The sequence below is a fragment of the Pseudonocardia petroleophila genome (assembly GCF_014235185.1).
Taxonomy (GTDB): domain Bacteria; phylum Actinomycetota; class Actinomycetes; order Mycobacteriales; family Pseudonocardiaceae; genus Pseudonocardia; species Pseudonocardia petroleophila.
In genome coordinates this window covers 2,246,046-2,271,540 of the sequence record NZ_CP060131.1, presented here as the reverse complement: position 1 = coordinate 2,271,540, position 25,495 = coordinate 2,246,046, and the positions used below count along the sequence as shown (strand labels likewise).

The window sequence follows — 25,495 nt, the reverse complement described above, 5'->3', positions numbered from 1 at the left end:
GGCCTCATTCAACGGCAGAGCGGGTCCCCGGCGTCAGCTGCTCCGAGGGTCGTTGCCGCGCGATCCGCGTGACGAGCACCACCAGCGCCACCGCCAGCGCGACCAGCAGCCCCGTGCCGACGTTCAGCCCGACTCCGTTGATCAGGACGAACGACAGCCCGCCCGCGAACAGGCAGTAGTAGAGCGTGGGGATGATCGTCATCCGGATGAGGTCGCCCTCCCGGCCCAGCAGCCCGACCGTCGCCGAGGCGGCCACCACGTTGTGCACGGTGATCATGTTGCCGGCCGCGCCGCCGACGGCCTGGGTGGCCACCACCGTCTCCGGGCTCGCGCCGATGTTCTCGGCCGTGGCGAACTGGAACAGCGAGAACGTCAGGTTGGAGACCGTGTTGCTGCCCGCGATGAACGCCCCGAGCGCCCCGATCCAGGGCGCGAGCACCGGCCAGGCCGACCCGGTGAGCACCGAGGCGCCCTCGGCGAGGGTGATCGGCATGCTGGACAGGCCCGAGCTGTTCAGCTCCGGACCCGAGTTGATCAGGATCCGCACCAGCGGCAGGGCGAACAGCAGGGCGACCGCGGCCCCCGCGAGCTGGCTGCCCGCGATCCTCCAGGAGTCGGCGATCTGGCGCAGCGTCATCCGCTGCAGCCCGTAGGTGATCAGGCAGGCGACGATGAAGATGAAGCCCGGCAGGTAGAACGGCTGCAGGGACTCCGAGATCGAGGTCCCGAAGATGTCGTTCACGTCGATCGTGATGCCGGTCAGGAAGTCGGTGACCGGCTCGACGGTGCGGGTGAGCACCAGCAGGATCGCCACGATGACGTAGGGCGACCAGGCCAGCGAGATGTTCATCCGGCGGTCGGCGACCGCGCTCGTGTCGGCCTCCAGCGTGCCGGTCCAGCGGTCCGACCAGCGCTCGCGCGACGGGAAGTCCCAGGTGTCCTTCGGCATCAGGAAGCCGCGGCTGGAGGTGAACATGACCAGCGCGAGGCCGATCAGGCCGCCCAGCAGCGACGGGAACTCCGGGCCGAGCACCGCCGCGACCGTCACCGACGGCACGGTCATCGCCAGCGCGGCGTAGATCGCGAACGGCCACACCTTGAGCCCGTCGACGAAGCGTCCGCCGAAGAAGCCGGTGAGCATGCAGACCAGGAACAGCGGGATCAGCGTGCCGATGACGGCGTGCATCGAGGCGACCTGGAGGCCGAGCACCTGCAGGTAGCCCGGCATGTCCAGGCCCAGGAACGAGATCCGCTGCTCGACCGCGGGGTCCCCGGCGAGCCCCTGGCCCAGGCCGGTCAGCACGGGGGTGCCGGCCGCGCCGAAGCTCACCGGGGTGCTCTGGATGACGAGCCCGACCATGACCGCGGCCATCGCCGGGAAGCCCAGCGCCAGCAGCAGCGGGGCCACCACGGCCGCGGGCGTCCCGAACCCGGACGCGCCCTCGATGAAGGACCCGAACAGCCAGCCGATGATGATCGCCTGCACCCGGCGGTCGGCGCTGATGGTGGTGAACCCGGCCCGGATGGTGGCCAGCGCCCCGCTCGCGGTGAGCGTCTGGAGCAGCAGCAGCGCCCCGAAGATGATGTAGAGCAGCCCGAGCGCGATGACGAGGCCCTCGACGCTCGCGGCGGCGAGCACGGCGGCGTCCATCCCCCAGACCAGTGCCCCCACGATCACCGCGACGGCGAAGCCGACCGGCATCGCGTACTTGGCCGGCCAGCGCAGGCCGACCAGCAGCACGGCGACCACCAGGATCGGTGCGAGTGCGGCCAGGCTCAGAAGAGCGAGGTTGTCCACGCTGACGTCCCTCCGTCGGGTGACCGGCCCGATCCGGTCCGACGGAGCGTCACATCCGGGGAGGAAATGGACAACCCGGGACGGAAAGTACGTTCCGTTCTGTGACCTACTTATTCCGCATCGCGGAAGACGCCCAGCGCGCGGGCGGCGAGCTGGGCGAGGTGCACCGGCTCGCGGGTTCCGGCCTGGCGCAGCTGGGTGCGGCAGGAGAAGCCGTCGGCGAGCACGGCGACGTCGGCGTCGGCGGCCCGGACCGCGGGCAGCAGCACCCGCTCCGCGCACGCCATCGACACCTCGTAGTGCCCCTTCTCGAACCCGAAGTTGCCGGCGAGCCCGCAGCAGCCGGAGTCGAGCACCTCGGCGTCGACGCCGATCGCGGCCATCACGGCCCGGTCGTCGTCGGTGCCGAGCTCGGCGTGCTGATGGCAGTGCACCTGCACGAGCGCCTTCACCGCGGGCCCGGTCGACGCGGCCCTCAGCTCGTCGACGTGCTCACCCAGCACCTCGGCGAACGTCCGCACCCCGGTGGACAGCGCGGCCGCGAGCGGCTCGTCGGGGAGCAGCTCGGGCCCGTCGGCGCGCAGCGCGGCCGTGCAGGACGGCTCCAGCCCGACGACGGGCACGCCCGCCGCCAGCCACGGCTCGATCGTGCGCAGGCTGCGCCGCAGGACGCGGCGGGCGGCGTCGACCTGGCCGGTGGAGGTCCAGGTCAGCCCGCAGCAGACGTCGCGGGGCGGCAGCTCGACGGTGTAGCCGAGCCGCTCCAGCACCGCGACGGCGTCGACGGCGATGGCGGGGTCGAAGTGGTTGGTGAACGTGTCGGGCCAGAGCAGCACGCGCCCCCGCGAGGGCGGAGCGGCCGCGGTGCCGGCGTCTCCCGGCCGCACGGCGACCGTGCCGCCGCGGGAGGGCAGGCGGCGACGCACCGCCGCGGGCAGCGCCGACCGCACCCGCGACGCGAGACGCGCCGCACCGTCGGGCCCCGCCGGGCTCCGCGTGTAGGGCGTCCGCGCGATCGGCGGGATCGCCCGCTCCGGGGTGATGCCGCCGGCCCGCTTGGCGAGCGCGGCGAGCGGGCTGCGCGCGGCCAGGTTCAGCACGTCGACGACCCCGGCCGGCAGCTTCCCGACGATCCGCATCCACCGCGGCAGGGCGCCCATCGAGTAGTGCGACGCCGGGCGCACCTTGCCCTGGTAGCGCTGCGCGAGGAACTCCGTCTTGTACGCCGCCATGTCGACGCCGACGGGGCAGTCGCGCTTGCAGCCCTTGCAGGACAGGCACAGGTCGAGGGCGTCGTCGACCTCGGTGGAGTCCCAGCCGCCCGTGATCACCTCGCCGTTGGCCATCTCGAACAGCAGCCGCGCGCGGCCCCGGGTGGAGTGCATCTCCTCGCCGGTGGCGCGGTAGCTCGGGCACATCACGCCGCCCGACTCCGTGACGCACTTGCCGACGCCCAGGCAGCGCCGGGTCGCCCGGCCGAACGAGCCGCGGTCGTGGCCGAACGCGAGCATCGGCGCGTCGACCATCGTCGGCATCCCGACGAAGATCCGCAGGTCCTCGTCCATCTTCTTGGGGCGCACGACCGAGCCGGGGTTCATCCGGTCGTCGGGGTCCCAGATGCCCTTGAACTCCTCGAACGCCGCGATGATCTCCGGCGGGTACATCCGCGGCAGCAGCTCCGCCCGGGCCGTGCCGTCGCCGTGCTCGCCCGAGAGCGACCCGCCGTGCGACACGACGAGGTCGGCGCCCTCCTCCATGAAGCCGCGGAAGTTGGCGATGCCCTCCCGGGTCAGCAGGTCGAAGTCGATCCGGACGTGCAGGCAGCCGTCGCCGAAGTGCCCGTAGTAGGCGCCGCGGCGACCGTGCCGGGTGAGCAGGGCGTCGAACTCGCGCAGGTAGGCCCCGAACTTCTCCGGCGGCACCGCGGCGTCCTCCCAGCCGGGCCACGCCTCGCCGCCGTCGGGCGAGCGCGTGAGGATGCCGGCGCCGTCCTCGCGGATGCGCCACAGCGCCTTCATCCGCGCGGGGTCGCTGACGACGACCGAGCTGCGCGTGTAGGGCTTCATCGCCGTGACGACGGCCTCCGCGGCCGCCTCGGCCTCCGCCCGCGTGGACCCCCCGGTCTCGACGTAGAGCCAGCCGCCGCCCTCCGGCAGCGCGCGCGACGCCGTCTCCAGCGGGTTGGCCGCCTTGAGCGCCGCGATCAGCCCGGCGTCCATGCCCTCGATCGTCAGCGGCCCGAGCTCGCGGATCGGCATGACGCTGTCGGCCGCGATGTAGGCGTCCGGGAACCCGAGCACGGCCAGCGCGCGGAACGCCGGCGACTCGACGAGCCGGACGGTGGCCCCGAGCAGGGTCGCGCAGGTCCCCTCGGTGCCGACGAGCGCCTTGGCCAGGTCGAACCCGTGCTCCGGGAGCAGCTGGTCGAGGTTGTAGCCCGACACGCGGCGCGTCAGGTCCGGGAACGTGGTGCGCACCAGCTCGGCCGTGCGCTCGCCGAGCGCGCGCAGCTGCGCGGGGATCCCGGCGCCGTCGGTGCCCGGGCCCAGCTCGAGGCGCTGCCCGCGGTAGGTGAGGACGTCGAGCGCGTGGACGTTGTCGACGGTCTTGCCCCACGCCACCGAGTGCGAGCCGCACGCGTTGTTGCCGATCATCCCGCCGAGCGTGCAGCGGTTGTGCGTCGACGGGTCGGGCCCGAACGTCAGGCCGTGCGGGCGCGCGGCGTCGCGCAGCTTGTCGAGCACGACGCCGGGCTGCACGCGCGCGGTGCGGGCGTCGGGGTCGATCGACTCGATCCGGTTGAGGTGCTTGGTGAAGTCGAGGACCACCGCGTGGTTGACGGCCTGGCCCGCGATCGAGGTGCCCGCCCCGCGCGGCAGCACGGGCACGTCGTGCGCGGAGCACACGGACACCGCGGCCTCGACGTCGTCGACGTCGACGGGGGTGACCACCCCGATCGGCACCCGCCGGTAGTTCGACGCGTCGGCCGCGTACATCGCGCGGTGCGCCGGATCGAACCGGACGGGACCGCGCACGGCCCTGCTCAGTGCGGCGGACAGGTCGTCGACGTCGGAACTGCTCACGGGGTCAGTCTGAGCCGCCCGCCGGGGAAGCACCCGTCGACCCCGTGGTGGGCTTCGTCGCAGGCGTCCCGGCGTGACCGTGACCGTGGCCGTGGCCCCCGTGGCCGTGTCCGTGCCCTGTGCCCGCCGCGGGTCCCTGACCAGCGGCTCCGCCGAGCGGGACGTCGCCCGCCCGCAGGGGCGCGGCGTGGTAGCGGCCCTCGTGGGCGATGATCGGGCGCTGGTCGCCGGCGATCTCGGGGTGCTTCGCCTCCACCTGCTGGCGCTTGTCCCACTGGCGGCGCAGGCTCGTGACGTACTCGCGGTCGCCGTTGTAGGTGCCGCGCCAGGTCTGCGGCATCTGCTCCTTGGACAGCCCGGCGCTCGCCTGACCGCCCAGGCTGAACCCGGCGGGGATCTTGCGGGTCTCGCCGCCGCAGGAGGGGCAGCCGGGCGCGGCGGCGTCGAAGGAGGCGAGGTGCTCGAAGCGGTACCCGCACTCGCACTTGAAGACGTAGATCGGCATGTGCACCTCCGGTGCCTGTGCGCGGAAAAGGGGGCCGGGGCCCCCTTTTCCGCGCACGGGGGCTACCAGTTCTCGATGGACCGGGTCAGGATCCCGGCGATGTCGTCCTCGGTCGGCGTCTTCGGGCACGTCGCGAGCAGGCGGGCCTGCTTCATCGTGCCGGGGACGAGGTCCGGGACGTCCGACTCGGTGTAGCCGACGCCGCCGATCCCGTTGGGGATGTCGATGTCGCGCATCAGCGAGACGAGCACCGACGGCAGCTGCTCCGACGGCGTGGAGTGCTTGTCGGCGCGCGGGTCCATCAGCTCCGCGGCCCTCAGGTGCCGCTCCGGGGCGGACTCGAAGGAGAAGCGGAACGCCTCGGGCGCGGTCAGCGACACCGACTGGCCGTGCGGCACCATCGGCTCGTCCTGCGGGTAGCCCGCCGGGCGGTAGTCCTTGACCATGCCCGCGATCGGGTAGGCGTTGGCGTGCGGGATGTGCACGCCGGAGTTGCCGAACCCCATGCCCGCGAACGTCGCGGCCATCATCATGTTCGAGCGGTCCTCCAGCGAGCCCTCCCGGACCGACCCGCGGAACGACTGCGCGATGAGCGCCATCGCCTTCTCGCACCACAGGTCCGACACGGGGTTGGAGCCGCAGTAGGTGACGCGCTCCTCGGGCTTCTTGCGGTCGAACGTCGTGTAGTAGCGCGCGGTGTAGCTCTCCACCGCGTGGCACACGATGTCCATGCCCGACGCCGCGGAGACCTCCGGCGAGAGCGTCATCGTCAGCAGCGGGTCGATCACGGCCAGGGTCGGGCGCAGCCGCCAGTGGCTGATCCCGGTCTTGACCTTCATCGACAGGATGTCCAGCACGCACATCGCGGTGGACTCCGAGCCGGTGCCCGCCGTCGTCGGCACCGCGATCAGCGGCTTGAGCTGCCCGGGCGGGGTCTTGGCCGCACCGATCGGCTTGTTGATGTAGTCCATCAGCTCGCCGGGGTGCGACGTCAGCAGGTTGATCGCCTTGGCCGTGTCGATCGCCGACCCGCCCCCGACGGCCACGAAGCCGTCCCACTCGCCCTGCACCCTGGCGTACTCGACGGCCTTGTTCATCGAGTCGTCGGTGGGCTCGACGTGCACGCCGTCGAAGATCTCCGAGGAGATGTCGTAGCGGGAGAGCGTGTCGGCGATGCGCTGCGGGATGCCCAGCGCGCTGACGCCCGGATCGGTGACGATCAGGACCCGCTTGACGCCGTAGCCGGACATCTCGAAGCCGATCTCGTCCGAGGCGCCCGCCCCGAACTTCAGCGGGGGCGCACCCCACGTGAAGATCGTCTCCTCCTTCAGCTCGATCCCGGTCATGATGTCGCCTCCGCGGGAGGAAGTACGTCGGCGGTCACGTGTACGACCCGTCCGGCGCCACGCGCAGCTGGTGGATCTGCTCGGCGTCGTGGCCGAAGACCATCTGCGCGCCGGTCTTCTCCTGGATCCCGCGCAGCTTCTCGACGGACTTGTAGAAGTCCTCGAGGTTGTTGACGATCGCGGCCGGCGTGGCGGGCGGGCCGAAGCTCTCGCCCATGTAGACGGCGTCGGAGGTGAAGATCATCGTGCCGGTGTCGGGCAGGTCGACCTGCATCGACATCGTGCCGACGGTGTGGCCGGGCGTCTCGATGAGCTTGATGCCGGGGAGGAAGTCGGTGTCGCCGGAGACGGTCTGGAAGTCCAGGCCCTCGTAGTCGGCCTTGAGGTGCGCGCCGTTGAAGGGGCCCTCGAAGTTGAACGCGAAGTCCTTCTCGCGCTCGTGGCAGACCAGCTTCGCGTTGGTGTTCTTGAACATCTGCGCGTTGCCGGCGTGGTCGAAGTGCAGGTGCGACAGGATCACGTAGTCGATCTCGTCGAGGCCGACGCCGAGCTGGTTGAGCCGCGCGTCGAGGTACTCGTCGTCGGAGGCCTTGTCGTAGGGGAAGAAGTCCTGCAGGCCGGTGGGCGCCCAGCGCTCCTCCCAGTCGCTCGGACAGCTGGTGTCCCAGAGGACCTTGCCCTCGTCGGTCTCCACCAGGACGCAGTGCGTGGGGACGTCGACCCACGGCGGCGGCGCGTCCTTGTGGTGGCGGTCGGTGATCGACTTTCCTGGCTTGATCAGGAGCCAGGTGAGGTCGGCCGTCATCGCCCCGCAGGGGATGACGGTGACCTTGTTCGCAGTGGCCATGGGGGATCCTCTCGCCGTCGAGGGACGCGCTCGGACGCGCCTGACCGCACCGTGGCATGTGACATGCCACTCGTCAATCCGTGCGCATCCGATCATGGGTCGTCCAGCCCAGGTCGATCTCGACGGTGCCCGCAGGCTCCCCGCTCTCCTGCGCGATGAGCAGCTCCGCGGTGTGCCGGACGTGCGCGTGCATGGCCGCCGCCGCCCCGTCGGGGTCGCCCGCCTCGATCCGCTCCAGGATCACCACGTGCTCGGCGACGATGTCGTGCAGCGAGCGCGACGACCGCGCCGTCGACACCCCGCGCCGCAGGACCGTGTCGCGCAGCCCGTCGACGTACTGCGCGAGCCGCCGGTTGCCCGACGCCTCCAGCACCGCCCGGTGGAAGCGCCGGTCGTGCTCCCAGAGAGCGAACTCGTCGTCGGCGTCGGCCGCGCGCTCCATCGCCCGGAAGACCCTCCGCAGGTCCCGGCGCCCGGCGGCGTCCAGCAACGCGCAGGCGCGGCGGGTGGCCGGGACCTCCAGCAGCAGCCGCAGCGCGAAGACCTCCTCGAGGTCGTGCAGCGAGGTCTGCAGAACCCGCACGCCGCGGTTGCGCTCGAACCGGACGATCCCCTGCTGCGCCAGCTGGATCAGCGCCTCCCGGACGGGCGTGCGCGACACCCCCAGCTGGGTCGCGAGCTGCTGCACCGAGTGCAGCGAGCCCGGCGCCAGCTCCCCGGAGATGACGGCCGTGCGCAGCGCCCCCAGCACCCGGGCGCCCATCGGGTCCGCGCCGACCTGGTCCACCGCTAGCCCAGGTCCCTCAGCAGCGCCTCGGCCGGGCCGTACATCGCGCGGACCGTCTTGCCGTCGTGGAACTCGCCGATCGCGGTCATCGTCCAGGCGGCGCCCGCGCGGCGCAGCACGCACATGATCACGCCGGTGTGCGGCTTGGAGTCGGTCAGCTCGAATCGGACGAGCTCGGCGCGGGTGTCGAGGTCGACGAGGCGGCAGTAGGCCCGGCTGACCTCGGTGAACTTCTGCCCCTGGAAGGAGTTGACGACGAACACGATCGCCTGCGCGTCGTCGGGGAGCTTCGCGAGGTCGACCTGGATGGTCTCGTCGTCGCCGTCCCCGTCGCCGGTGAGGTTGTCGCCGGAGTGCTCCAGCGCGCCCTTGAAGGCGCTCTTGGACATGAACCACACCGAGTCGGTCTTCTTGCCGCGGCTGCCGATCACGACGGCGGACGCGTCGAGGTCGATGCTGCGCCCGCCCCGCGCCGGGTCCCAGCCCAGGCCCATCGCGACGCGCCGCAGGGCCGGTGCGCCGGTCTTCGTCAGCGAGACGGTCTGCCGCTTGGCCAGCGACACCTTCCCCTTGTCGAGGTTGACGACGGACGGGGCGGCGGGCGGGGCGGGCGCCGCAGGCGCGGCCGCCACCTGCGCCGGCTCGTCGTCGACGGAGATGCCGTAGTCGGTGGCGATCCCGCCGAGCCCGTTCGCGTAGCCCTGCCCGACCGCGCGCACCTTCCACTGCGCGCCGCGCCGGTAGATCTCGACGCACAGCAGCGCCGTCTCCGCACCGAGGCCCTCGGGCGTGAACGTCACCAGCGGCGACCCGCCGACCGCGACGTCCATCCGCAGCCCGCCGAGCGCGCCGAACGTGGCGGGCCCGCGGCCGTCGAGGCTCGCGGTGACGACGACGGTCTCGATCGCGTCCTCCACCGCCGACGGGTCGACGTCGACGCCGTCGGGGTTGTAGCGGACGCCGGCCGCCTGGGGCTGGTTGTAGAACACGAAGTCGGCGTCGCCGCGCACCTTCCCGGTGGCCGCGACCAGCAGGGCCGAGATGTCGACGGGCGCGGCGGCCGTGACGCGCACCGAGACGGGACCGGGCGGGAGCGGCGCGTTGGCGCCCTTGGGCAGGGTCTGCACGGACCCGATCCTGCCAGTGCCGGCGGCCCCGCGGCCGCGCCGCGATCCCGCGAGTCCCGTTACCGGGGCGTCCGGCGCGGCCGCGCGGTGTACGCCAGCGCCCCGCACCCGACGCCGACGGCGAGCACCGCGAGGCCGCCGGAGGGCCAGTAGATGTGGCCGTGCAGGAAGCTCGCCGCCCCGCCGACGAGGATCACCGCGCCGGGCAGGGCCGCCCGCCCGTCGCGACGCACCAGCAGCAGACCGGTCAGCAGCGCGGCCACGAGGAACGACCAGGACCCGATCATCCCGAGGTCGTTGCCGAGCGCGCGCAGGTCGTTGGCCTCCTGGCTGCCGCCCTGGGCCTTCTCGACGAGGTACCCGGCCCCGATGCCGGCCAGCACGTCGAGCGCGGTGTAGAAGGCGGCGTAGCCGTAGGCGGCGATCCGCGCGAGCCACGCCACCACGCCGCGCTCCCCGCGCAGCAGCACCCACAGGGCCACCGCGAGCAGCGGGAACAGCGGCAGCAGGACGACGTGCAGGGTCCACCACTGCGTGGCCGTCGACGGGGCCAGCGCCCCGGGGTGGAACAGCCCCGCGACGGCGAGCACGAGCCCGGGAGCCGCCGCGGCCGCGACCGTCCACCATCCGGCCCGGGAGGTCTGCTCCGTCCGCTCCACCGTCGTCACCCGCCCAGCGTCGCAGACCGGCACGTGGCCCGCGCCCCCACGAGCCCGCCGCGCCCGATCACGACGGGCCGGGCGTCGAGGCGGGCTCCCGCCGGGCCGCCGCCATCAGCGCGCAGCCGAGCGCGACGAGCAGCATCGCGGCGACGCCCACCGGGTGGAAGATGTGCCCCGTCATGAACGGGAAGCAGGCCCCCGCCAGCACGAGAGCGCCGGGGAGCACCCGCGGGCCGTCGCGCCGGAGCAGCGCGAGGCCGGTCAGCAGCGCGGCGCCGAGCAGCATCCACACCCCGGCGTGGCCCAGTGCGTCGCCGACGCCGAACAGCCGCCCGGCGAGCTCGGGGACGCCGGCCTCGACGACGAGCCCGGCGCCGATGCCGGAGAGGACGTCGAGCGCGGTGTAGAAGACGGCGAAGCCGTACGCCGCCACCCGCGCCAGCGCCGCCACCGGCCCCGTGACGCCGCGCAGCAGCACCCACAGCGCGAGCGGGATCAGCGGGAACACCGGCACCAGGTACACGTGCACCGTCCACCAGGCCCGCGCGGTCGAGGCGTCGAGGAAGCCGGGGTGGACCAGGTACCCGACGGCGGCGAGCAGCAGACCGGGCAGGGCGACCAGCACGATCGTCAGCGGGCGTCTCATCCCGCGTGATCCTGCCGCCGCGGTGGGGCCGCCGCCCGCCGCGTACGGGATCCGTAATGTGCGGCCCGTGTCCGAACAGGTCTCCGAGATCTTCGATCCCTCCGCGTGGCGTCCGGTGGAGGGCTTCGACTTCGTCGACGTCACCTACCACCGGGCCGTCGACACCGGTGCCGTGCGCATCGCGTTCGACCGGCCCGAGGTGCGCAACGCGTTCCGCCCCGGCACCGTCGACGAGCTGTACCGCGCGCTCGACCACGCCCGGCAGACCCCCGACGTCGGCTGCGTCCTGCTCACCGGCAACGGCCCCGCCCCCAAGGACGGCGTGTGGGCGTTCTGCTCGGGCGGTGACCAGCGCATCCGCGGGCGCTCCGGCTACCAGTACGCCGACGGCGACACGGCCGACACCGTGCAGGCCGGGCGCGCGGGCCGGCTGCACATCCTCGAGTGCCAGCGGCTGATCCGGTTCATGCCGAAGGTCGTCATCGCCGTCGTCAACGGCTGGGCCGCCGGTGGCGGGCACTCGCTGCACGCGGTCGCCGACCTCACGCTGGCCAGCGCCGAGCACGCCCGCTTCAAGCAGACCGACGCCGACGTCGGCAGCTTCGACGGCGGCTACGGCTCGGCCTACCTGGCCAAGCAGGTGGGGCAGAAGTTCGCCCGCGAGATCTTCTTCCTGGGCCGCGAGTACTCCGCCGCCGACGCGCACCGGATGGGCGCGGTCAACGCGGTCGTGCCGCACGCGGAGCTGGAGGCCACGGCGCTGCAGTGGGCGAAGGAGATCAACGGCAAGTCGCCCACCGCGCAGCGGATGCTCAAGTACGCGTTCAACCTCACCGACGACGGGCTGGTCGGCCAGCAGCTCTTCGCGGGCGAGGCCACCCGCCTGGCCTACATGACCGACGAGGCCGTCGAGGGCCGCGACGCGTTCCTGGAGAAGCGCGAGCCCGACTGGGCCGCGTACCCCTGGCACTACTGAGCCACCGGCCCCGTCGGGTCAGGCGACGCCCGGAACGACCCGCCGTCCGGTGCAGCCCAGCCCGTGCCGGACGTGGGACGGTGCCCGCCGGGCGGCGGTGCGCCGCGGGGACGCACCGCCCGCGCGGATCGCGGCGCCCACGAGCAGGGCGAGCGGCACGGACCCCGCCATCCACGTCGTCACCCCGACCGCGACCCAGCTCATCATCTCCATGACCCCTTATCGCGGCCCTGAGCTGCGGCGTTGCGCGCCGACGGGGTGAGGGAACGCCACGTGTGGGTGGCGGCGCCGGCACCCACCGTGACGGTCGGGCCCCCGGGTGGCCCCGACCGCGGTGACCGTGTGGACTCGGTCCATGCGGACGATCACCCTCGACGGCTCCCCCGACGGCGTCGACGTGCTGGTCGGGGCGCTGGCCGCCGCCCTGGACGGCGGGCCGGCCGTGCTCCCGCGCGCCGGTGCCGCGGTGACCCCGGCCCCGGCCGGGCCGCCCCCGCCGGGCACCGCGGTCGTGATCGCGACGTCCGGGTCGACCGGGGAGCCCCGGCTGGTGGCGCTGCCCGCGGACGCGCTGCGGGCGTCGGCGGCGGCCACCGCGGCCCGGCTCGGCGGACCGGCCCGCTGGCTGCTCGCGCTGCCCGCCGAGCACGTCGCCGGGGTGCAGGTGGTCGTGCGGGCGCTGCTGGGCGGCGCACCGCCCGTCGTGCAGGACCTGCGCACCGGCTTCCGCCCCGACGCGTTCGCGGCCGCCACCGACCGCCTGGGCCCCGGCGCGCGGCACACCAGCCTCGTCCCGACCCAGCTGCTGCGCGTCCTCGACGCGGGCGGGGCCGCCCTGGACGCGCTGCGCACCTACCGCGCGGTCCTCGTCGGCGGGGCGGCGCTGGAGGCGGGGCTGCACCGCCGGGCGCTCGACGCGGGCGTCGCCGTCGTCACGACCTACGGGATGAGCGAGACCGCGGGCGGCTGCGTCTACGACGGGGTGCCGCTCGACGGCGTCACCGTCGACCTGGAACCCGACGGCCGCATCGTGCTCGGCGGGCCGACGCTCGCCCTCGGCTACCTCGGCGGGCCCCCGTTCGGCGGTCGGTTCCGCACCGGAGACCTCGGCCGCTGGACCGGTGGGCGGCTGGAGGTGCTCGGCCGGGCCGACGACGTGATCGTCACGGGCGGGGAGAAGGTCGCACCCGCCGCCGTCGAGCGGGTGCTGGCCGCGCAGCCGGGGATCCGCGCGGTGTGCGTCGTCGGGGTCGCCGACGAGCAGTGGGGACAGGTCGTCGCCGCCGCGGTGGTGGCCGGACCCGCCCGCCCGGACGACGACCGCCTGCGCGACGCGGTGCGCGCGGCACTCGGGCGGGCCGCGGTGCCGCGCCGGATCGTCGACGTGCTGGAGATCCCGATCCGGGGGATCGGGAAGCCCGATCGGGCAGCGGTCGCGCGGCTCGTCACGGTGACGGACGGCCTGGAGCCCCCGAGCGGGTGACCGATAGCGCCATCACATCAGGTCGCTCACTCTGCGTTGATTGACCACTACTCACTCATCCCGTTTGCTGCGCCATCAGAAGCAACACACGCACCAGCAGTCACAGCAACAACACGGGGAGTTCTCACCATGCGGATGAGGTTGCGCACCGCGACCCTGCTGGCCGTCGTCGGCGCACTCGCGCTCGGCACGGCCGGACCGGCCGCCGCCACCGAGACCGGCACGGCGTCGTGGGCTCCCGACCTCGTCGCCGGGGAGAGCGCGGGCGTGACCGTCGACGGCGGGACCGCCCGGCTCGACCACGCGGGCACCCACCTGCTCCCCGACGACGACGGCGCGCCCGTCCCGACCGGCCTGCTCACGCTGCCGACGCACCCGCTCGAGATGCGGACCGACCGCGTCGACGTCGCCGTCGACGGGGACCTCCCCGAGGGCAGCACCGCGGCGGTCGACGTCCGCGGGCGCCGGGCGTCGGGCGGCTGGACGGAGTGGGTGCCCGCCACCTCCGGCACGGCCGCGCTGCCCGAGCCGACCTCGGAGGTGCAGACGCGCCTCGTCCTCACCGGCGACCCGGCCGCCGAGCCGGCCGTCCGGGGCGTCACCGTCACCGCGCACCCGGCCACCGCGCGCACCGAGGCCGTGGTGGAGTCCGCGGCCCTGAACTACCGCGTCTTCGCCACCCGCGAGGGCCTCGCCGGCGGCACCACCGCCAACGGGCACGTCATCGCCGAGCGCGACCACTTCGTCGCCCTGCCCTCCCGCCGCGCCCTCGCGCCGCGCAACACCAGCGACTACTCGGTCAAGGTCTGCGCCCCCAACGGCCGCTGCGCGTTCGCCCCGGTCTGGGACGTGGGCCCGTGGAACACCCGCGACGACTACTGGAACCCCTCCGACCAGCGCCAGGAGTGGAAGGACCTCCCCCAGGGCGTGCCGCAGGCCCAGGCCGCGCACGCCGACGGCTACAACGGCGGGCGCGACCAGTTCGGCCGCACCCCCTCCAACCCGGCCGGCATCGACCTCGGCGACGGCCTGTTCTGGGACGCGCTCGGCCTCACCGACAACGCCTGGGTCACCGTCGACTACCTGTGGACCGGCTCGGTCCGCCTCTCCCTGGTGAGCTCCGACTCCCCGGTCGACGTCCTCGCGGCCCCCGACTCGGGCGCCGAGGTCGTGGGCGTGGCCGCGGAGAGCGCCGCCGTCCCCGTCGAGTGCGCCCTGTCCGCGGCGTCCGGCACCTGGCTGCGGATCGGCACCGACCAGTACATCGAGGCCGACGAGGTGACCGACGCCGAGGGCGTGGCCTCGTGCGACACCGCCCCCGCGACGACCGACGCCCCCGTCGCCGGCGACAGCGCCACCCCCGCCGACGCCACCACCGCCACCTCGTGCGCCGACGCCGGCACCGACGCCACCTCCACCGCCGCCGACGCCGCCTCCGCCGACGCCACCCCGACCGGCACCCCCACCAGCGACACCTCCACCGACGCCACCGCGGCCGCCCCCGCCGACGGCGCCACCGCCGACGCCGCCACCACTACCACCGACACCTCCACCGCCGACGCCACCCCGACCGGCACCCCGTCGGCCGACCCCACCCCGACCGGCACCCCGTCGGCCGACCCCACCTCCGCGACCGGTGCCGCCACGAGCAGCGCCACCCCGGCCGCCACCCCCTGCGACACCACGGGCGCGACCACCACCCCGGAGGTTCCGGCGCCCACCACCACCCCGAGCACGACCCCCGACGCCCCCCTCGGCTGATCGTCACGAGTCGAGCGGCGCGGTCGCCGGACCGACCACCACCCCCGTCCCGGACCGATCACCCGGCCGTCCACCCGCGGTGACCGGTCCGGGGCACCACCCACCCCAGGGGCCGCGGTGACCGGGCCGGATAGCGTTCCCGTGTGGCCACGTTGAACCAGTGGGTGCAGGGCGCCCGCCCGCGCACCCTGCCGACCGCCGTCTCCCCGGTCGTGGTCGGGACCGGCGCCGCGATCGGGGCCGGGACCGTCGCGCCGGGGCGGGCACTGCTGGCGCTGCTCGTGGCCGTCGCGCTGGTCATCGGCGTGAACTACGCCAACGACTACTCCGACGGCATCCGCGGCACCGACGACGACCGGGTCGGGCCGGTGCGCCTGGTCGGGTCGAAGCTGGCGGAGGCCTCCAGCGTGCGCGCGGCGGCGTTCGGCTGCTTCGTGGTGGCGGGGCTGGCCGGCCTGACGCTGGTGTCCCTCGCCCAGCAGTGGTGGCTGATCGCGGTGGGCGCCCTGTGCATCGCCGGCGCCTGGTTCTACACCGGCGGCTCGCGGCCCTACGGCTACGCGGGGCTCGGCGAGGTGGCCGTGTTCGTGTTCTTCGGGCCGGTCGCCGTGCTCGGCACCGTGATCACGCAGAGCGGGCCGCCGAGCCCGCTCGCGGTGATCGGGGCGGTCGGCGTCGGGCTGCTGACGTGCGCGGTGCTCGTGGCCAACAACCTGCGCGACATCCCCACCGACACCGTCTCCGGCAAGCGCACGCTCGCCGTCCTGCTCGGCGACACCGACACCCGGCGCCTCTACGTCGCGCTCGTCGCCGCCCCGTTCCTGCTCTCCGCGCTGGCCGGGCTGCGCAGCTGGCCGATGCTGATCGCACTGGCCGCGCTGCCGCTGGCGTTCCTGCCGGCCCGCCAGGTGCTGCAGGGGGCCGACGGGCGCGCGCTGGTCCGCGTGCTCGGCGCCACCGGGGTGACGCTCCTCGCGTGGTCCGTCCTCACCGGCGTCGGCACGGCGCTCAGCGGCGTGCTCTGACCCGCACGCGCGGGCGGCGCAGCCGCTACTCGGTCTCCCCGCGCAGCCGCGACCGCAGCGCCTCGCGCTCCGCCCCGCGCCGCCGCGACGACTCGGCCAGTGCCGCGTCGAGGCGGGACCGCAGCCCGCGGAACAGCACCATCGACAGCGGCAGCGCCACGATCAGCCCCACCAGCACCGCGACCAGCACCGGGACACCCGCGAGCGCGAGCAGCGCGGCGACGACGGCGACGAGCCCGAGCCGCGCGAGCGCGTAGAGCCCGATGGTGGGCAGCAGGCCCGGGGCGGGTGGTGACGTCATGCCCCGAGCCTACGACCCCGCGGGACGACCCGGACGCTCGTCCGTTTCGTCCTTTAGGCGCCCTTTACCTCCGGACAACCGTTCGAGTACCCGGGGTCCCGAGTGTCACGATGCATCAGGACATTCCACCTGGAGGCGCACCATGGCAGCACCCACGAGCAGCGAGGAAAGACTCCTCACCCCCGGCGAGGTCGCCGGTCTGTTCCGCGTCGACCCCAAGACCGTCACCCGCTGGGCCTCGGCCGGTCGCATCGGCTCGATCCGCACCCCGGGCGGGCACCGCCGCTTCCGCGAGTCCGAGGTCCGCGGCCTGCTCGCCGACCTCACCAGCGAGGCGACGCTACCGCCCGCGCACGGCTGAGCACGCTCCGCCGCATCGCATCCGGCGGCTTCACCCCCGTCACGCCCCACCTCCGCTAATCTCGACGGCGGAGGTGGTGGCCATGTTGTTCTTCATCGCGTTCGTCGGCGCCGCGATCATCGCACTGGTGCTCTGGAAGGCGATGAGCACCGTCGGCGGCGACGAGTCGCCCGCGGGTGAGCGGTCCGGCCCCGGTCCGGCCCGCCCGCGCGTCAGCGGCCCCGACGACGATCCCGACTTCCTGCGCCAGCTCGACGAGCGCGTGAAGCGCCCGGACGACCCGCCGGCCTGAGCGGGGTTCAGCCGCTGCTGTGGGCCGAGGCGAACGCGTCGGCCACGGCGGCGGCCAGCTCCAGGAGCGCGAGGCGCGTCTGGGGCTCCAGCCTGTCCAGATCGACCTCCGCCCCCTCCTGCAGGTGTGCGTCGAAGGGGATCTGCACGACGGCCCGGCAGCGCGCCGCGAAGTGCTCGGCCACCCGGTCCAGGTCCACCCCGCCCGACGAGCGGCTGACGCTGTTGACCACCGCCACCGCGTTGCGCACGAGGTCGCCGTGGCCGTGGGCGTCGAGCCAGTCCATCGTGGCCGACGCGCTGCGCGCCCCGTCGATCGAGCTGGACGACACGATGATCAGCTGGTCGGCCACCCCGAGCACGCCGTACATCGCCGAGTGCATCAGTCCGGTGCCGCAGTCGGTGAGCACGATGTTGTAGAAGTGCTCCAGCAGGTTGACGGTGCGGCGGTAGTCGTCCTCGCTGAACGCCTCCGAGACCGCCGGGTCCTGCTCGCTGGCCAGCACCTCCAGCCGCGACGGCCCCTGCGAGGTGTAGGCCCGCACGTCGGTGTAGCGGCGGACGCGCTGCGCGTCGCGGAGCAGGTTGCGCACGGTCGCGCTGGTCTCCAGCGGGATCTTCTGGCTCAGCGTGCCGCGGTCGGGGTTGGCGTCGACGGCCACGACGCGGTCACCGCGCAGCGACGCGAACGTCGCGCCGAGGGTGGCCGTCATCGTGGTCTTGCCGACGCCGCCCTTCAGGCTCAGCACGCCGATCTTGTAGCAGCCCAGCAGCGGCTGGTTGACGCGCACGGTGAGCTCGCGACGGCGCACGTCCAGGGGGCTCTCCCCCGGGTTGATCAGCCGCCCGGACAGGACGTAGACCAGCCGGCGCCACCCCGACTGCGGGGGCCGCTTGCTGGGGCGCAGCAGCCGGGCCGAGGACAGGTCGGGCTGCTCGGGGTTGCGGGCGTGCTGGGCCTGCTGGGCGGCGACGGCGCCGGGGTCGGTCCAGCGCGGGGCCCCGCGGGGCGGGGTGCGCGGACCGGGGTCGGGCGCGGACCCGTTCCCGGCGGCAGGGGGTCCGGTGACGCCCGAGGGGCCGGGCTGGAACGGGGGGCGCGGCGGACGCGCGGGCGGCGGTACGGCGGCCGCGGGACGGGCCGGCGCGGGGCGGGCGCCGGCTGCACCCTCGCCGGCTGCCCGGTCACGGGCTGCCCGGTCATCGGCTGCACGGTCGTCGGCCGGGCGGTCACCGGCGGGCGTCTCGGCCTGCCGGGCAGCGGCGGGGGGCGCGTCCGGGCGACGGGCGTCGGCGGGCGCGGGACCGGCGGTCCGGGGGTCGGGGACCCGGGCCTCCGGGACGCGTCCGCCCGCCTCGGGCGCCACCGGTGCGGCTCCCGGGCCGTCGGGCTCCGCCGGACGGGTCGCGGCCGCCCGGCCCCGCTCCGCCCAGGCCGCGACGTCGTCGTGCTCGGCCAGCTCGTCGAGCCGGTGGGCCGGGGGGCGCAGGGGCAACGAGGGGTCGCCCGCCGGCGCGTCGGGCTGCTCGCCGTCGGCCGGGGACTCCGACGGCCGGACCGGCGCCACGTACGGGCGGGTCTTGCGAGGTGGGGCCGCGGCGCCCCACTGCTCGCGGACATAGCGACCGACCGAGCCGTCGGCGTAGTCCCCGTCGCTCTCGGACTCACGCTCCGTCATCAACGCTTCCCGTCGAACCCGTCGTACCGACCGCTTGACCCTGCCACGGACGCCGACGGTAGTCGCGTCACCGCCCGCGGTCGAGGCGCGTACGGGTGGCCCTGATCGCGATCAGCCCAGGCCCGCGTAGGAGTGCAGGCCGGCGACCACCATGTTGATGAAGAACAGGTTGAACAGCACGGTGGCGAACCCGGCCACGTTGATCCAGGCGGCCCGGGCCGCCCGCCAGCCCGCGGTGGCGCGGGCGTGCAGGTACGCGGCGTAGATCACCCAGGAGACGAACGCGACGGTCTCCTTGGGGTCCCAGCCCCAGAACCGGCCCCACGCGGCCTCGGCCCAGATGGCCCCGGCGATGACGGCGAAGGTGAACAGCGGGAAGGCGATGATCGTGACGCGGTAGGCGAGCCGGTCGAGGACGTCGGCCGACGGCAGCCGGTCGGACAGCCAGCCGGCGCCCCGCATCAGGAACAGGATGCTCGCGACGCCGGGCACGAGCAGCAGCCCCGACGAGATCGTGATCGTGGTGACGTGGATGACCAGCCAATACGACTGCAGGGCCGGCACGACGGGTGCGGCCTGGGCGTAGAGCACGGTGCCGGCGAGGAACAGCAGCACGACCACCGGCAGCAGGACGAACGGGCCCACGGCCCGCGTGACCGGCGAGCGGCGGAGCATCACCAGCCAGCCGACGACCGCGGCCAGGCAGATCGCCGAGGTGAACTCGTACATGTTGCCCAGCGGCCAGCGCTCCGCGGCCAGCCCGCGCGTGACGATCGAGGCGAACTGCAGCACCGCACCCAGCACCGTCAGCGAGACGGCCATCCGCGCGTAGCGCTCGCTGCGCGCCGGTGGCTCGACGGTGTCCGGTCCGCCTGCCCCGACCAGGACCGGCTTCGCCGACCGGGCGGCCGCGAACTCGGCCGCGTGCAGGACCATCGCCAGCACGTAGACGCCGACGGCGGCCATGAAGAGGAGGTCGCTGTACTGAGCGAGCATCAGGGGTCCTTCACCACGTGGGGTTCCAGCAGGTCCGCCCGGAGGCGGTCGAACTCCTCGCCGTATCCGGCGCGGTCGGTGCGGGCGAGCCCACCGAGCTCCACCACGGTACGTCCGGGCTGGTCGGAGGGGGTGAGGCGGGCCCAGAACCGGCGACGGCGCACGCCCAGCGAGGCCGCCAGCCCGGCGAGCATGGTCACGGCGAACACGAGCACCCAGATCTGGCCGGGATCGTGGCTGATCTGCAGGTTGACCCACTTGCGCACGCCGTCGAACCGGATCTGCGTGCCGTCGTCGAGGGTGAGGCCCTGGCCGGGCACGAGGTTCTCCCGCGCCACCCGCACCAGGGCCCCGGAGTCGACCTGCGCCTGGTCCACCTCGAAGATCGACTGCCCGCGCCCGTCGTCGAGGCCGAGGTCGCCGCGCAGCACGTCGATCGCGACCTCGGGGTCGCGCAGGTCGGGGAACACCGAGGTGACGACGGCGCCGCCGGACGTGGTGGGCGCGAGCAGCCCGGTGATCGCGAGCTGCCCGGTGCGCCGCTGCTCGTCGTCGGTGACGCCGGGCGGCTCGAACTTCGTGGCCCCCTCCGACAGCAGCGTCGCCTGGTCGACGGGACGCCACTGCACGTCGCCGGTGCGCACCTCGCCGCCGGGGAAGGTCACCGTGAAGATCGGCGCGTAGCCGTTGCCGAGCAGGTAGACGCGGGCGCCGTCGGTGCGCAGCGGGTTGTTCACCGACAGCGGGAAGGAGCGCCAGGCGTCGGCGGAGCCTGCGGCGAGGTCCGCACCGGTCTGGTAGCCCAGTGCGGCGTCGTACCGGTCGGGCTGGCCGGTGGGCAGGTAGGTGGCGGTGAAGTCGTCGACGCGGACGCAGAACGGCGCGAGGTCGGTGCCGTCGACGAGCGTGCCCGCGCGGAACGAGTCGTAGCCGAGGATGCCGGTGTTGCAGAACTCGCCGCCGCCCGCGGGCACGATCACCTGGCCCTCGTAGCCGAACAGCTTGCCGGCCGCGAACCCGATCAGCAGCCCGACCAGCGACAGGTGGAAGACCAGGTTGCCGATCTCGCGCGAGTAGCCCTTCTCCGCGGAGAACGTGCGGCGCCCGCCGTCCTCCTCGCGCTCGGCGACCCGCCAGCCGCGCAGCTGCCCGCGCACCCGCTCGGCGGCCCCGTCGAGGTCGGCGTCGAGTGTGCCGCCGCCGTGGTGCGGCAGGCGGGCGAGGTTGCGCGGGGTGGCGACGGGCTTCGCGCGCAGCGCGCGGGCGTCGTCGACGGTGCGGGGCAGGACGCACCCGATCAGCGACACCATCAGCAGCAGGTAGATCGCGGCGAACCACGGGGCAGCGAAGACGTCGAACGCCCCGACGCGGTCGAGCAGCGGCGCGAGGGTCGGGTAGTCGGCGAAGTACTGGTCGACGAGGCGCTGGTTGAGCGAGCGCTGCGGCAGCAGCGCCCCGGGCAGGGCCGCGACGGCGAGCAGGAACAGCAGGATCAGCGCGGTGCGCATCGAGGTGAGTGCGCGCCAGGCGTTGCGCAGCACGGTCCAGCCCGGCGGGCGCGGCTGCTGCGGGGTGGCCCGGACGGGCGCCTCGGTGACCATCTACAGCGCCGGGGTGAAGCCGGCGATCGAGACCTGCAGCTGGGCGAGCAGCCCGCCCCAGATCCCGGTGACGAGGAGCAGGCCGACGCCCACCATCAGCACGCCGCCGCCGATCTGGATCGCGCGGGTGTTGCGGCGCAGCCAGCCGAGCGCGGTGACGGCGCGCGAGGCGCCCAGCGCGATGAGGACGAAGGGCAGCCCGAGCCCGGCGCAGTAGGCGAGCGTGAGCACGACCCCGCGCAGCGACCCGCCCCCGGTGCCCGCCGCGACCGCGACGACCCCGGCCAGCGTGGGGCCGATGCACGGCACCCAGCCGAGCCCGAACACCGCGCCCAGCAGCGGGGCGCCCCACAGCCCGGCGCGCGGCACCCAGTGCACGCGGCGCTCGTTCTGCAGGACCGGGATGAGCCCGACGAACGCCAGCCCCATCGCGATCATCACGACCCCGCCGACTCGCTGCAGCACCGCCTCGTTCGCGACGAGCGTGTCGGCGAGCCAGACGACGCCGGTGAGGATCGCGCCGAACACCACCGTGAACCCGGCGACGAACAGCCCGGCCGCGCCGGCGACGCGCCACCTCCCGGCGCGGCGGGTCTGCACCTGCACCTGCGCCGGGGTGGCCGGCGGGGCGTCGGCGCCGACCAGGCCGGCGAGGTAGGCGAGGTAGCCGGGGACCAGCGGCACGACGCACGGGGACGCGAAACTCACCGCTCCCGCCAGCACGGCCACGAGGGCCGCGACCAGCAGCGGGCCGGAGACCGCGAGGGTGGTCGAGGGGTCCATCACGGTCCAGGGTAGGCCCGTCCACCCCGGTCGCGCGCGCCGGGTTCTACAACGTGTAGTGCGAGTCAGGCCGGCTCGGCCACCAGCCGCTCGACGACCGGGATCAGCTCGGTGATCCGGATCTGCGTCAGGTACACCGCGGCGACCCGGTGCTGCTTGTCCAGCACCAGCGTCGACGGGGTGGTGTTGCGCGGGTAGCCCGACAGCCGGGCGAGGGTGCGGGCCGGGCTGTCGTAGATCGAGTCGAACGTCAGGCCCCGGTCGCGCACGAAGTCGGCGGCGGCGTCACGGGAGTCGCGCACGTCGAGACCGAGCACCGACACCCCCTCGACGGAGTCCTGCACGAACTGCAGGTCGGGCAGCTCGTCGCGGCACGGCCCGCACCACGACCCCCAGACGTTGAGGATCACGACCTGACCGGCGTAGTCGTCGATCCCGATCTCCGTGCCGGGCTCGAGCAGGCTCTCCCCGGAGATCCCGGTGACGCGGCCGCGGTCGGCGGGCGGGTCGTAGAGGATCGTGGTCTGGCCGCCCGGGGCGACGAACGTGAACTCGCCGTCGTTCGCCACGGCGTCCTGGCTGGTGGAGCAGCCGGCGAGCGCGAGCACCGCGACGACGGCGAGGGCGAGCCGCCTCATGCGCCGGTCGTGCGCGGGTCGCTGGCCCCCGCGGGCTCGGAGTAGCGCAGCTGGGTCAGCTCGGCGTCGTCGAAGACCAGCGTCGTCAGCGAGGCCAGCCCGCACTGGCGGCGGCGCGGGTCGTGCCAGAGCCGCTGCCCGGTGACGAACCGGCGCAGCGTCCAGATCGGCAGCTGGTGCGACACGCACAGCACCTCGCGACCCGGCGCCAGCTCGCGCGCGCGGTGCACGGCCCCGAGCATCCGGTGCGCGATCTCCAGGTACGGCTCGCCCCACGACGGCGTGAACGGGTCGCGCAGCTTCGGCCAGTGCCGCGGGCTGCGCAGCGCCCCGTCACCGACCGCCACCTTCAGCCCCTCGAACCGGTTGCCCGCCTCGATCAGCCCCTCGTCGGTTCCGATGTCGAGGCCGTGCGCGGCCGCGATCGGGGCGGCGGTCTCCTGCGCGCGCTGCAGCGGCGACGCGACGACGGCGCCCAGATCGGCGTCGGCGAGCGCCTTCGCGACCAGCTCGGCCTGGTGGCGGCCGTTCTCGGAGAGCCGGAAGCCCGGGATGCGGCCGTAGAGGATGCCGTCGGGGTTGTGGACCTCGCCGTGGCGCAGGACGTGGACGGTCGTGCGCGTCCCCGACGGTGTCGCCGGAGGTGTCGTGGCCGGAGGTGTCACTGCCCCGCCTCGGCGGGCGACGTCGCCGTGGCCGCGGCCTGCGCGGCGGCCGGCAGCGCGGCCTCGATGGTCTCCCAGCACCGGTCGTCGAGCGCCGCGGAGACGAACCAGGCCTCGAACGCGCTCGGCGGCGGGTACACCCCGCGCTCGAGCAGCGCGTGGAAGAACGCCGGGAAGCGCCAGGTCGCGGCGGCCTGGGCGCCCGCGTAGTCGACGACCTCGTCCTCGGTGAAGAAGACCGAGAGCATCGACGCGGCGTACTGCACGCGGTGCGGGACGCCCGCCGCCGACAGCGCGTCGCCGAGCAGCGTGCCGAGGCGCTCCGCGTTGGCGTCGAGGGTGGCGTAGACGGCGTCGTCGGCGGCGCGGAGCGTCGCCAGCCCGGCCGCGACGGCGACGGGGTTCCCGGACAGCGTGCCCGCCTGGTAGACCGGCCCGGCCGGGGCCAGGTGGGCCATCAGCGACGCAGGCCCGCCGAACGCCGCGGCGGGCAGCCCGCCGGACATGACCTTGCCGAACGTGTAGAGGTCACCCGCCACCCCGTCGACGCCGAACCAGCCCGACGGCGACACGCGGAACCCGGTCATCACCTCGTCGACGACGAACAGCGCACCGTGCTCGTGGCAGACGTCGCGCAGCCCCGCGTTGAACCCCGGCTGCGGCGCGATCGCGCCCATGTTGCCCGCGGCGGCCTCGGTGATCACGCAGGCGATCTCGGAGCCGCGCTCGGCGAACACCGCGCGCACGGCGTCGAGGTCGTTGTAGGGCAGGACGACGGTGTCGGCGGCCTGCGCCCCGGTGACGCCGGGGCTGGTGGGGAGCCCGAGCGTGGCGACGCCGGACCCGGCCTGGGCGAGCAGCGCGTCGACGTGGCCGTGGTAGCAGCCCGCGAACTTGACGATCACCTTCCGGCCGGTGATGCCGCGCGCCAGCCGGATCGCGCTCATCGTGGCCTCGGTGCCGGAGTTGACCAGCCGCACCTGCTCGACCGGCGCGACCCGACCGATGATCGCCTCGGCGAGTTCGATCTCCGCGGGGGTCGGGGCGCCGAAGGACAGTCCCTGCCCGGCGGCGCTGCGCACGGCGTCGACGACGGCCGGGTGCGCGTGCCCGAGGATCATCGGGCCCCACGAGCAGATCAGGTCGACGTAGGTGTTGTCGTCGGCGTCGGTGAGCCACGGGCCACGGGCCGAGGTCATGAACCGCGGCGTGCCCCCCACCGAGGTGAACGCGCGGACCGGGGAGTTGACCCCACCCGGGATGACGGCGGAGGCGCGGGCGAACAGGTCCTGGGACGTCGTCGTGCGTGTGGCCACGGCCGCCAGTCTCACATCCGCGCGGACCGGCCGCGCGGGGGCCTCTAGCGCCGCGCGAAGTACGCGTTCGAGGCGGGCAGGAACAGGATGACCACGCCCGCGACGGCCAGGACGACGGGCAGCAGCAGGATCCCCGCGCTCGCCGGGTCGGCCGCGCCGCCGCTGACGGCCGCGAACAGCAGGAACAGGCTGAACCCCGCGGTCATGACGGTGACGAGGATGCGCGACCAGTTGCGGCCCAGGAACGCCAGCACGGCGAACAGGACGTAGAGCAGCGAGAGCACCACGAAGACCACCCCGAACACCCGGACGATCGACAGCAGCGTCTCCACCGTCACACCGGCGGCGGCGATGTCGGGGTTGTCGAGCACCTCGGGCGGGATCGTCGAGCTGTCCAGCGGCGCGACGAGCACCAGCACCCCGAACGCGAGGAAGGGCAGTGCCGCGAGGACCTTCAGCACCAGCGCGACGACCAGGATCCCCGGACGGGCGACCGGGCCGGAGGCCTTGTCGTCGAGTCCGGCGGGGTAGCCGCCGTACGGCGACTGCCCGTACGGGCTGCCCTGCGCGTAGGGGTTGTACGGGTAGCCCTGCGGGGCCTGGCCCGGGTACGGCTGCTGGCCGGGGTGGGACTGCTGGCCCGGAGAGGACTGCTGGCCCGGGTACGGCTGCTGCGGCGCGGGCGCCTGCCCCTCCGGGTACGGGTACTGCACGCCGCCGTAGCCGGTGCCGTAGGTCGGCGGTGCCTGCTGACCCGGGTCGGGCTGGCCCTTCGTGGGGTCCGACGGTGTGCTCACGGCGCCACCGTATGTCCCGGC

At 74.2% G+C, this 25,495-nt stretch carries 25 protein-coding genes; 6 read left to right on the top strand and 19 right to left on the bottom strand.

Annotation, left to right across the window (positions count from 1 at the left end):
- Window positions 1–4: 4 nt before the first annotated feature.
- The 9 genes from H6H00_RS11460 to H6H00_RS11420 form a co-directional block, all read right to left on the bottom strand.
- Window positions 5–1,798, bottom strand: a complete 1,794-nt coding sequence (locus H6H00_RS11460; RefSeq protein ID WP_185721261.1) for an L-lactate permease — start codon at window positions 1,796–1,798, stop codon at window positions 5–7.
- A 110-nt stretch (window positions 1,799–1,908) separates the two neighbouring features.
- Window positions 1,909–4,881 carry an FAD-binding and (Fe-S)-binding domain-containing protein gene (locus H6H00_RS11455; RefSeq protein ID WP_255425702.1) on the bottom strand — a complete coding sequence of 991 codons (2,973 nt, stop codon included), beginning with the start codon at window positions 4,879–4,881 and terminating at the stop codon, window positions 1,909–1,911.
- Between the two features lie 4 nt (window positions 4,882–4,885).
- Window positions 4,886–5,386 (bottom strand): FmdB family zinc ribbon protein, encoded by a 501-nt coding sequence (locus H6H00_RS11450; RefSeq protein WP_185721260.1) that lies wholly within the window; start codon window positions 5,384–5,386, stop codon window positions 4,886–4,888.
- Window positions 5,387–5,448: 62 nt separating this feature from the next.
- Window positions 5,449–6,732, bottom strand: coding sequence for a hydroxyacid-oxoacid transhydrogenase (locus H6H00_RS11445; RefSeq protein WP_185721259.1), 1,284 nt, complete (start codon window positions 6,730–6,732; stop codon window positions 5,449–5,451).
- Between the two features lie 34 nt (window positions 6,733–6,766).
- Window positions 6,767–7,579: an N-acyl homoserine lactonase family protein gene (locus tag H6H00_RS11440; RefSeq protein WP_185721258.1), complete on the bottom strand. Its 813-nt coding sequence runs from the start codon at window positions 7,577–7,579 to the stop codon at window positions 6,767–6,769.
- Window positions 7,580–7,652: 73 nt separating this feature from the next.
- Window positions 7,653–8,366, bottom strand: a complete 714-nt coding sequence (locus H6H00_RS11435; RefSeq protein ID WP_379539738.1) for a GntR family transcriptional regulator — start codon at window positions 8,364–8,366, stop codon at window positions 7,653–7,655.
- A gap of 2 nt (window positions 8,367–8,368) precedes the next feature.
- The gene (locus tag H6H00_RS11430; RefSeq protein WP_221775855.1) at window positions 8,369–9,493 is read right to left on the bottom strand and encodes a TerD family protein; all 1,125 of its coding nucleotides are present in this window, start codon (window positions 9,491–9,493) and stop codon (window positions 8,369–8,371) included.
- 59 nt (window positions 9,494–9,552) lie between these two features.
- Entirely contained in the window at window positions 9,553–10,161 is a 609-nt protein-coding gene (locus H6H00_RS11425; RefSeq protein ID WP_185721257.1) for a hypothetical protein, read from the bottom strand.
- 58 nt (window positions 10,162–10,219) lie between these two features.
- The gene (locus H6H00_RS11420; protein ID WP_185721256.1) at window positions 10,220–10,801 is read right to left on the bottom strand and encodes a hypothetical protein; all 582 of its coding nucleotides are present in this window, start codon (window positions 10,799–10,801) and stop codon (window positions 10,220–10,222) included.
- A gap of 67 nt (window positions 10,802–10,868) precedes the next feature.
- Here H6H00_RS11420 and H6H00_RS11415 point away from each other — a divergent pair, with 67 nt between their 5' ends.
- Window positions 10,869–11,777, top strand: coding sequence for a 1,4-dihydroxy-2-naphthoyl-CoA synthase (locus H6H00_RS11415; RefSeq protein ID WP_185721255.1), 909 nt, complete (start codon window positions 10,869–10,871; stop codon window positions 11,775–11,777).
- An 18-nt stretch (window positions 11,778–11,795) separates the two neighbouring features.
- Here the strand turns inward: H6H00_RS11415 and H6H00_RS11410 are convergent, their stop codons facing one another.
- On the bottom strand, window positions 11,796–11,990 hold the full coding sequence (locus H6H00_RS11410; RefSeq protein WP_185721254.1) for a hypothetical protein: 195 nt from the start codon (window positions 11,988–11,990) through the stop codon (window positions 11,796–11,798).
- A gap of 142 nt (window positions 11,991–12,132) precedes the next feature.
- Here H6H00_RS11410 and menE point away from each other — a divergent pair, with 142 nt between their 5' ends.
- From menE to H6H00_RS11395, 3 genes are all read left to right on the top strand, one after another.
- Window positions 12,133–13,260 carry an o-succinylbenzoate--CoA ligase gene (gene menE, locus H6H00_RS11405; protein ID WP_185721253.1) on the top strand — a complete coding sequence of 376 codons (1,128 nt, stop codon included), beginning with the start codon at window positions 12,133–12,135 and terminating at the stop codon, window positions 13,258–13,260.
- 135 nt (window positions 13,261–13,395) lie between these two features.
- Window positions 13,396–15,021, top strand: coding sequence for a DUF8814 domain-containing protein (locus tag H6H00_RS11400; protein ID WP_185721252.1), 1,626 nt, complete (start codon window positions 13,396–13,398; stop codon window positions 15,019–15,021).
- A 143-nt stretch (window positions 15,022–15,164) separates the two neighbouring features.
- Window positions 15,165–16,046, top strand: coding sequence for a 1,4-dihydroxy-2-naphthoate polyprenyltransferase (locus tag H6H00_RS11395; protein ID WP_185721251.1), 882 nt, complete (start codon window positions 15,165–15,167; stop codon window positions 16,044–16,046).
- A 25-nt stretch (window positions 16,047–16,071) separates the two neighbouring features.
- Here H6H00_RS11395 and H6H00_RS11390 read toward each other — a convergent pair whose 3' ends face one another.
- Window positions 16,072–16,347, bottom strand: a complete 276-nt coding sequence (locus tag H6H00_RS11390; protein ID WP_185721250.1) for a DUF4229 domain-containing protein — start codon at window positions 16,345–16,347, stop codon at window positions 16,072–16,074.
- A gap of 142 nt (window positions 16,348–16,489) precedes the next feature.
- On the opposite strand from H6H00_RS11390, the gene H6H00_RS11385 reads away from it, so the two are divergent.
- Together H6H00_RS11385 and H6H00_RS11380 are read left to right on the top strand one after the other, a co-directional pair.
- Window positions 16,490–16,708, top strand: coding sequence for a BldC family transcriptional regulator (locus H6H00_RS11385; RefSeq protein WP_185721249.1), 219 nt, complete (start codon window positions 16,490–16,492; stop codon window positions 16,706–16,708).
- An 82-nt stretch (window positions 16,709–16,790) separates the two neighbouring features.
- Complete coding sequence (locus H6H00_RS11380; protein ID WP_185721248.1) at window positions 16,791–17,000, top strand: hypothetical protein; 210 nt, start codon at window positions 16,791–16,793, stop codon at window positions 16,998–17,000.
- A 7-nt stretch (window positions 17,001–17,007) separates the two neighbouring features.
- Here the strand turns inward: H6H00_RS11380 and H6H00_RS11375 are convergent, their stop codons facing one another.
- From H6H00_RS11375 to H6H00_RS11340, 8 genes are all read right to left on the bottom strand, one after another.
- Window positions 17,008–18,366, bottom strand: coding sequence for a MinD/ParA family ATP-binding protein (locus tag H6H00_RS11375; protein WP_379539775.1), 1,359 nt, complete (start codon window positions 18,364–18,366; stop codon window positions 17,008–17,010).
- A 423-nt stretch (window positions 18,367–18,789) separates the two neighbouring features.
- Window positions 18,790–19,674 carry a c-type cytochrome biogenesis protein CcsB gene (ccsB, locus tag H6H00_RS11370; RefSeq protein WP_185721246.1) on the bottom strand — a complete coding sequence of 295 codons (885 nt, stop codon included), beginning with the start codon at window positions 19,672–19,674 and terminating at the stop codon, window positions 18,790–18,792.
- A complete protein-coding gene (gene resB / locus H6H00_RS11365; RefSeq protein ID WP_185721245.1) occupies window positions 19,674–21,275 on the bottom strand; it encodes a cytochrome c biogenesis protein ResB in 1,602 nt (533 codons plus the stop codon). The genes ccsB and resB overlap by 1 nt, the downstream gene beginning before the upstream one ends.
- Window positions 21,276–22,058, bottom strand: a complete 783-nt coding sequence (locus H6H00_RS11360; protein ID WP_185721244.1) for a cytochrome c biogenesis CcdA family protein — start codon at window positions 22,056–22,058, stop codon at window positions 21,276–21,278.
- Window positions 22,059–22,123: 65 nt separating this feature from the next.
- The gene (locus H6H00_RS11355; protein WP_185721243.1) at window positions 22,124–22,696 is read right to left on the bottom strand and encodes a TlpA family protein disulfide reductase; all 573 of its coding nucleotides are present in this window, start codon (window positions 22,694–22,696) and stop codon (window positions 22,124–22,126) included.
- Window positions 22,693–23,361 (bottom strand): histidine phosphatase family protein, encoded by a 669-nt coding sequence (locus H6H00_RS11350; protein ID WP_185721242.1) that lies wholly within the window; start codon window positions 23,359–23,361, stop codon window positions 22,693–22,695. Before H6H00_RS11350 ends, H6H00_RS11355 begins: the two co-directional genes overlap by 4 nt.
- Window positions 23,358–24,677, bottom strand: coding sequence for a glutamate-1-semialdehyde 2,1-aminomutase (gene hemL / locus H6H00_RS11345; protein ID WP_185721241.1), 1,320 nt, complete (start codon window positions 24,675–24,677; stop codon window positions 23,358–23,360). Before hemL ends, H6H00_RS11350 begins: the two co-directional genes overlap by 4 nt.
- A 44-nt stretch (window positions 24,678–24,721) precedes the next feature.
- Window positions 24,722–25,474 (bottom strand): hypothetical protein, encoded by a 753-nt coding sequence (locus tag H6H00_RS11340; RefSeq protein ID WP_185721240.1) that lies wholly within the window; start codon window positions 25,472–25,474, stop codon window positions 24,722–24,724.
- Window positions 25,475–25,495: the final 21 nt, after the last annotated feature.

Excerpts from the sequence above, each read along its gene's own strand:
- H6H00_RS11450 (WP_185721260.1), bottom strand. The coding sequence starts at position 5,386 with ATGCCGATCTACGTCTTCAAGTGCGAGTGCGGGTACCGCTTCGAGCAC.
- H6H00_RS11445 (WP_185721259.1), bottom strand. The coding sequence starts at position 6,732 with ATGACCGGGATCGAGCTGAAGGAGGAGACGATCTTCACGTGGGGTGCG.
- H6H00_RS11440 (WP_185721258.1), bottom strand. The coding sequence starts at position 7,579 with ATGGCCACTGCGAACAAGGTCACCGTCATCCCCTGCGGGGCGATGACG.
- H6H00_RS11420 (WP_185721256.1), bottom strand. The coding sequence starts at position 10,801 with ATGAGACGCCCGCTGACGATCGTGCTGGTCGCCCTGCCCGGTCTGCTG.
- H6H00_RS11410 (WP_185721254.1), bottom strand. The coding sequence starts at position 11,990 with ATGGAGATGATGAGCTGGGTCGCGGTCGGGGTGACGACGTGGATGGCG.
- menE (WP_185721253.1), top strand. The coding sequence starts at position 12,133 with ATGCGGACGATCACCCTCGACGGCTCCCCCGACGGCGTCGACGTGCTG.
- H6H00_RS11400 (WP_185721252.1), top strand. The coding sequence starts at position 13,396 with ATGAGGTTGCGCACCGCGACCCTGCTGGCCGTCGTCGGCGCACTCGCG.
- H6H00_RS11390 (WP_185721250.1), bottom strand. The coding sequence starts at position 16,347 with ATGACGTCACCACCCGCCCCGGGCCTGCTGCCCACCATCGGGCTCTAC.
- H6H00_RS11385 (WP_185721249.1), top strand. The coding sequence starts at position 16,490 with ATGGCAGCACCCACGAGCAGCGAGGAAAGACTCCTCACCCCCGGCGAG.
- H6H00_RS11380 (WP_185721248.1), top strand. The coding sequence starts at position 16,791 with ATGTTGTTCTTCATCGCGTTCGTCGGCGCCGCGATCATCGCACTGGTG.
- ccsB (WP_185721246.1), bottom strand. The coding sequence starts at position 19,674 with ATGCTCGCTCAGTACAGCGACCTCCTCTTCATGGCCGCCGTCGGCGTC.
- resB (WP_185721245.1), bottom strand. The coding sequence starts at position 21,275 with ATGGTCACCGAGGCGCCCGTCCGGGCCACCCCGCAGCAGCCGCGCCCG.
- H6H00_RS11360 (WP_185721244.1), bottom strand. The coding sequence starts at position 22,058 with ATGGACCCCTCGACCACCCTCGCGGTCTCCGGCCCGCTGCTGGTCGCG.
- H6H00_RS11355 (WP_185721243.1), bottom strand. The coding sequence starts at position 22,696 with ATGAGGCGGCTCGCCCTCGCCGTCGTCGCGGTGCTCGCGCTCGCCGGC.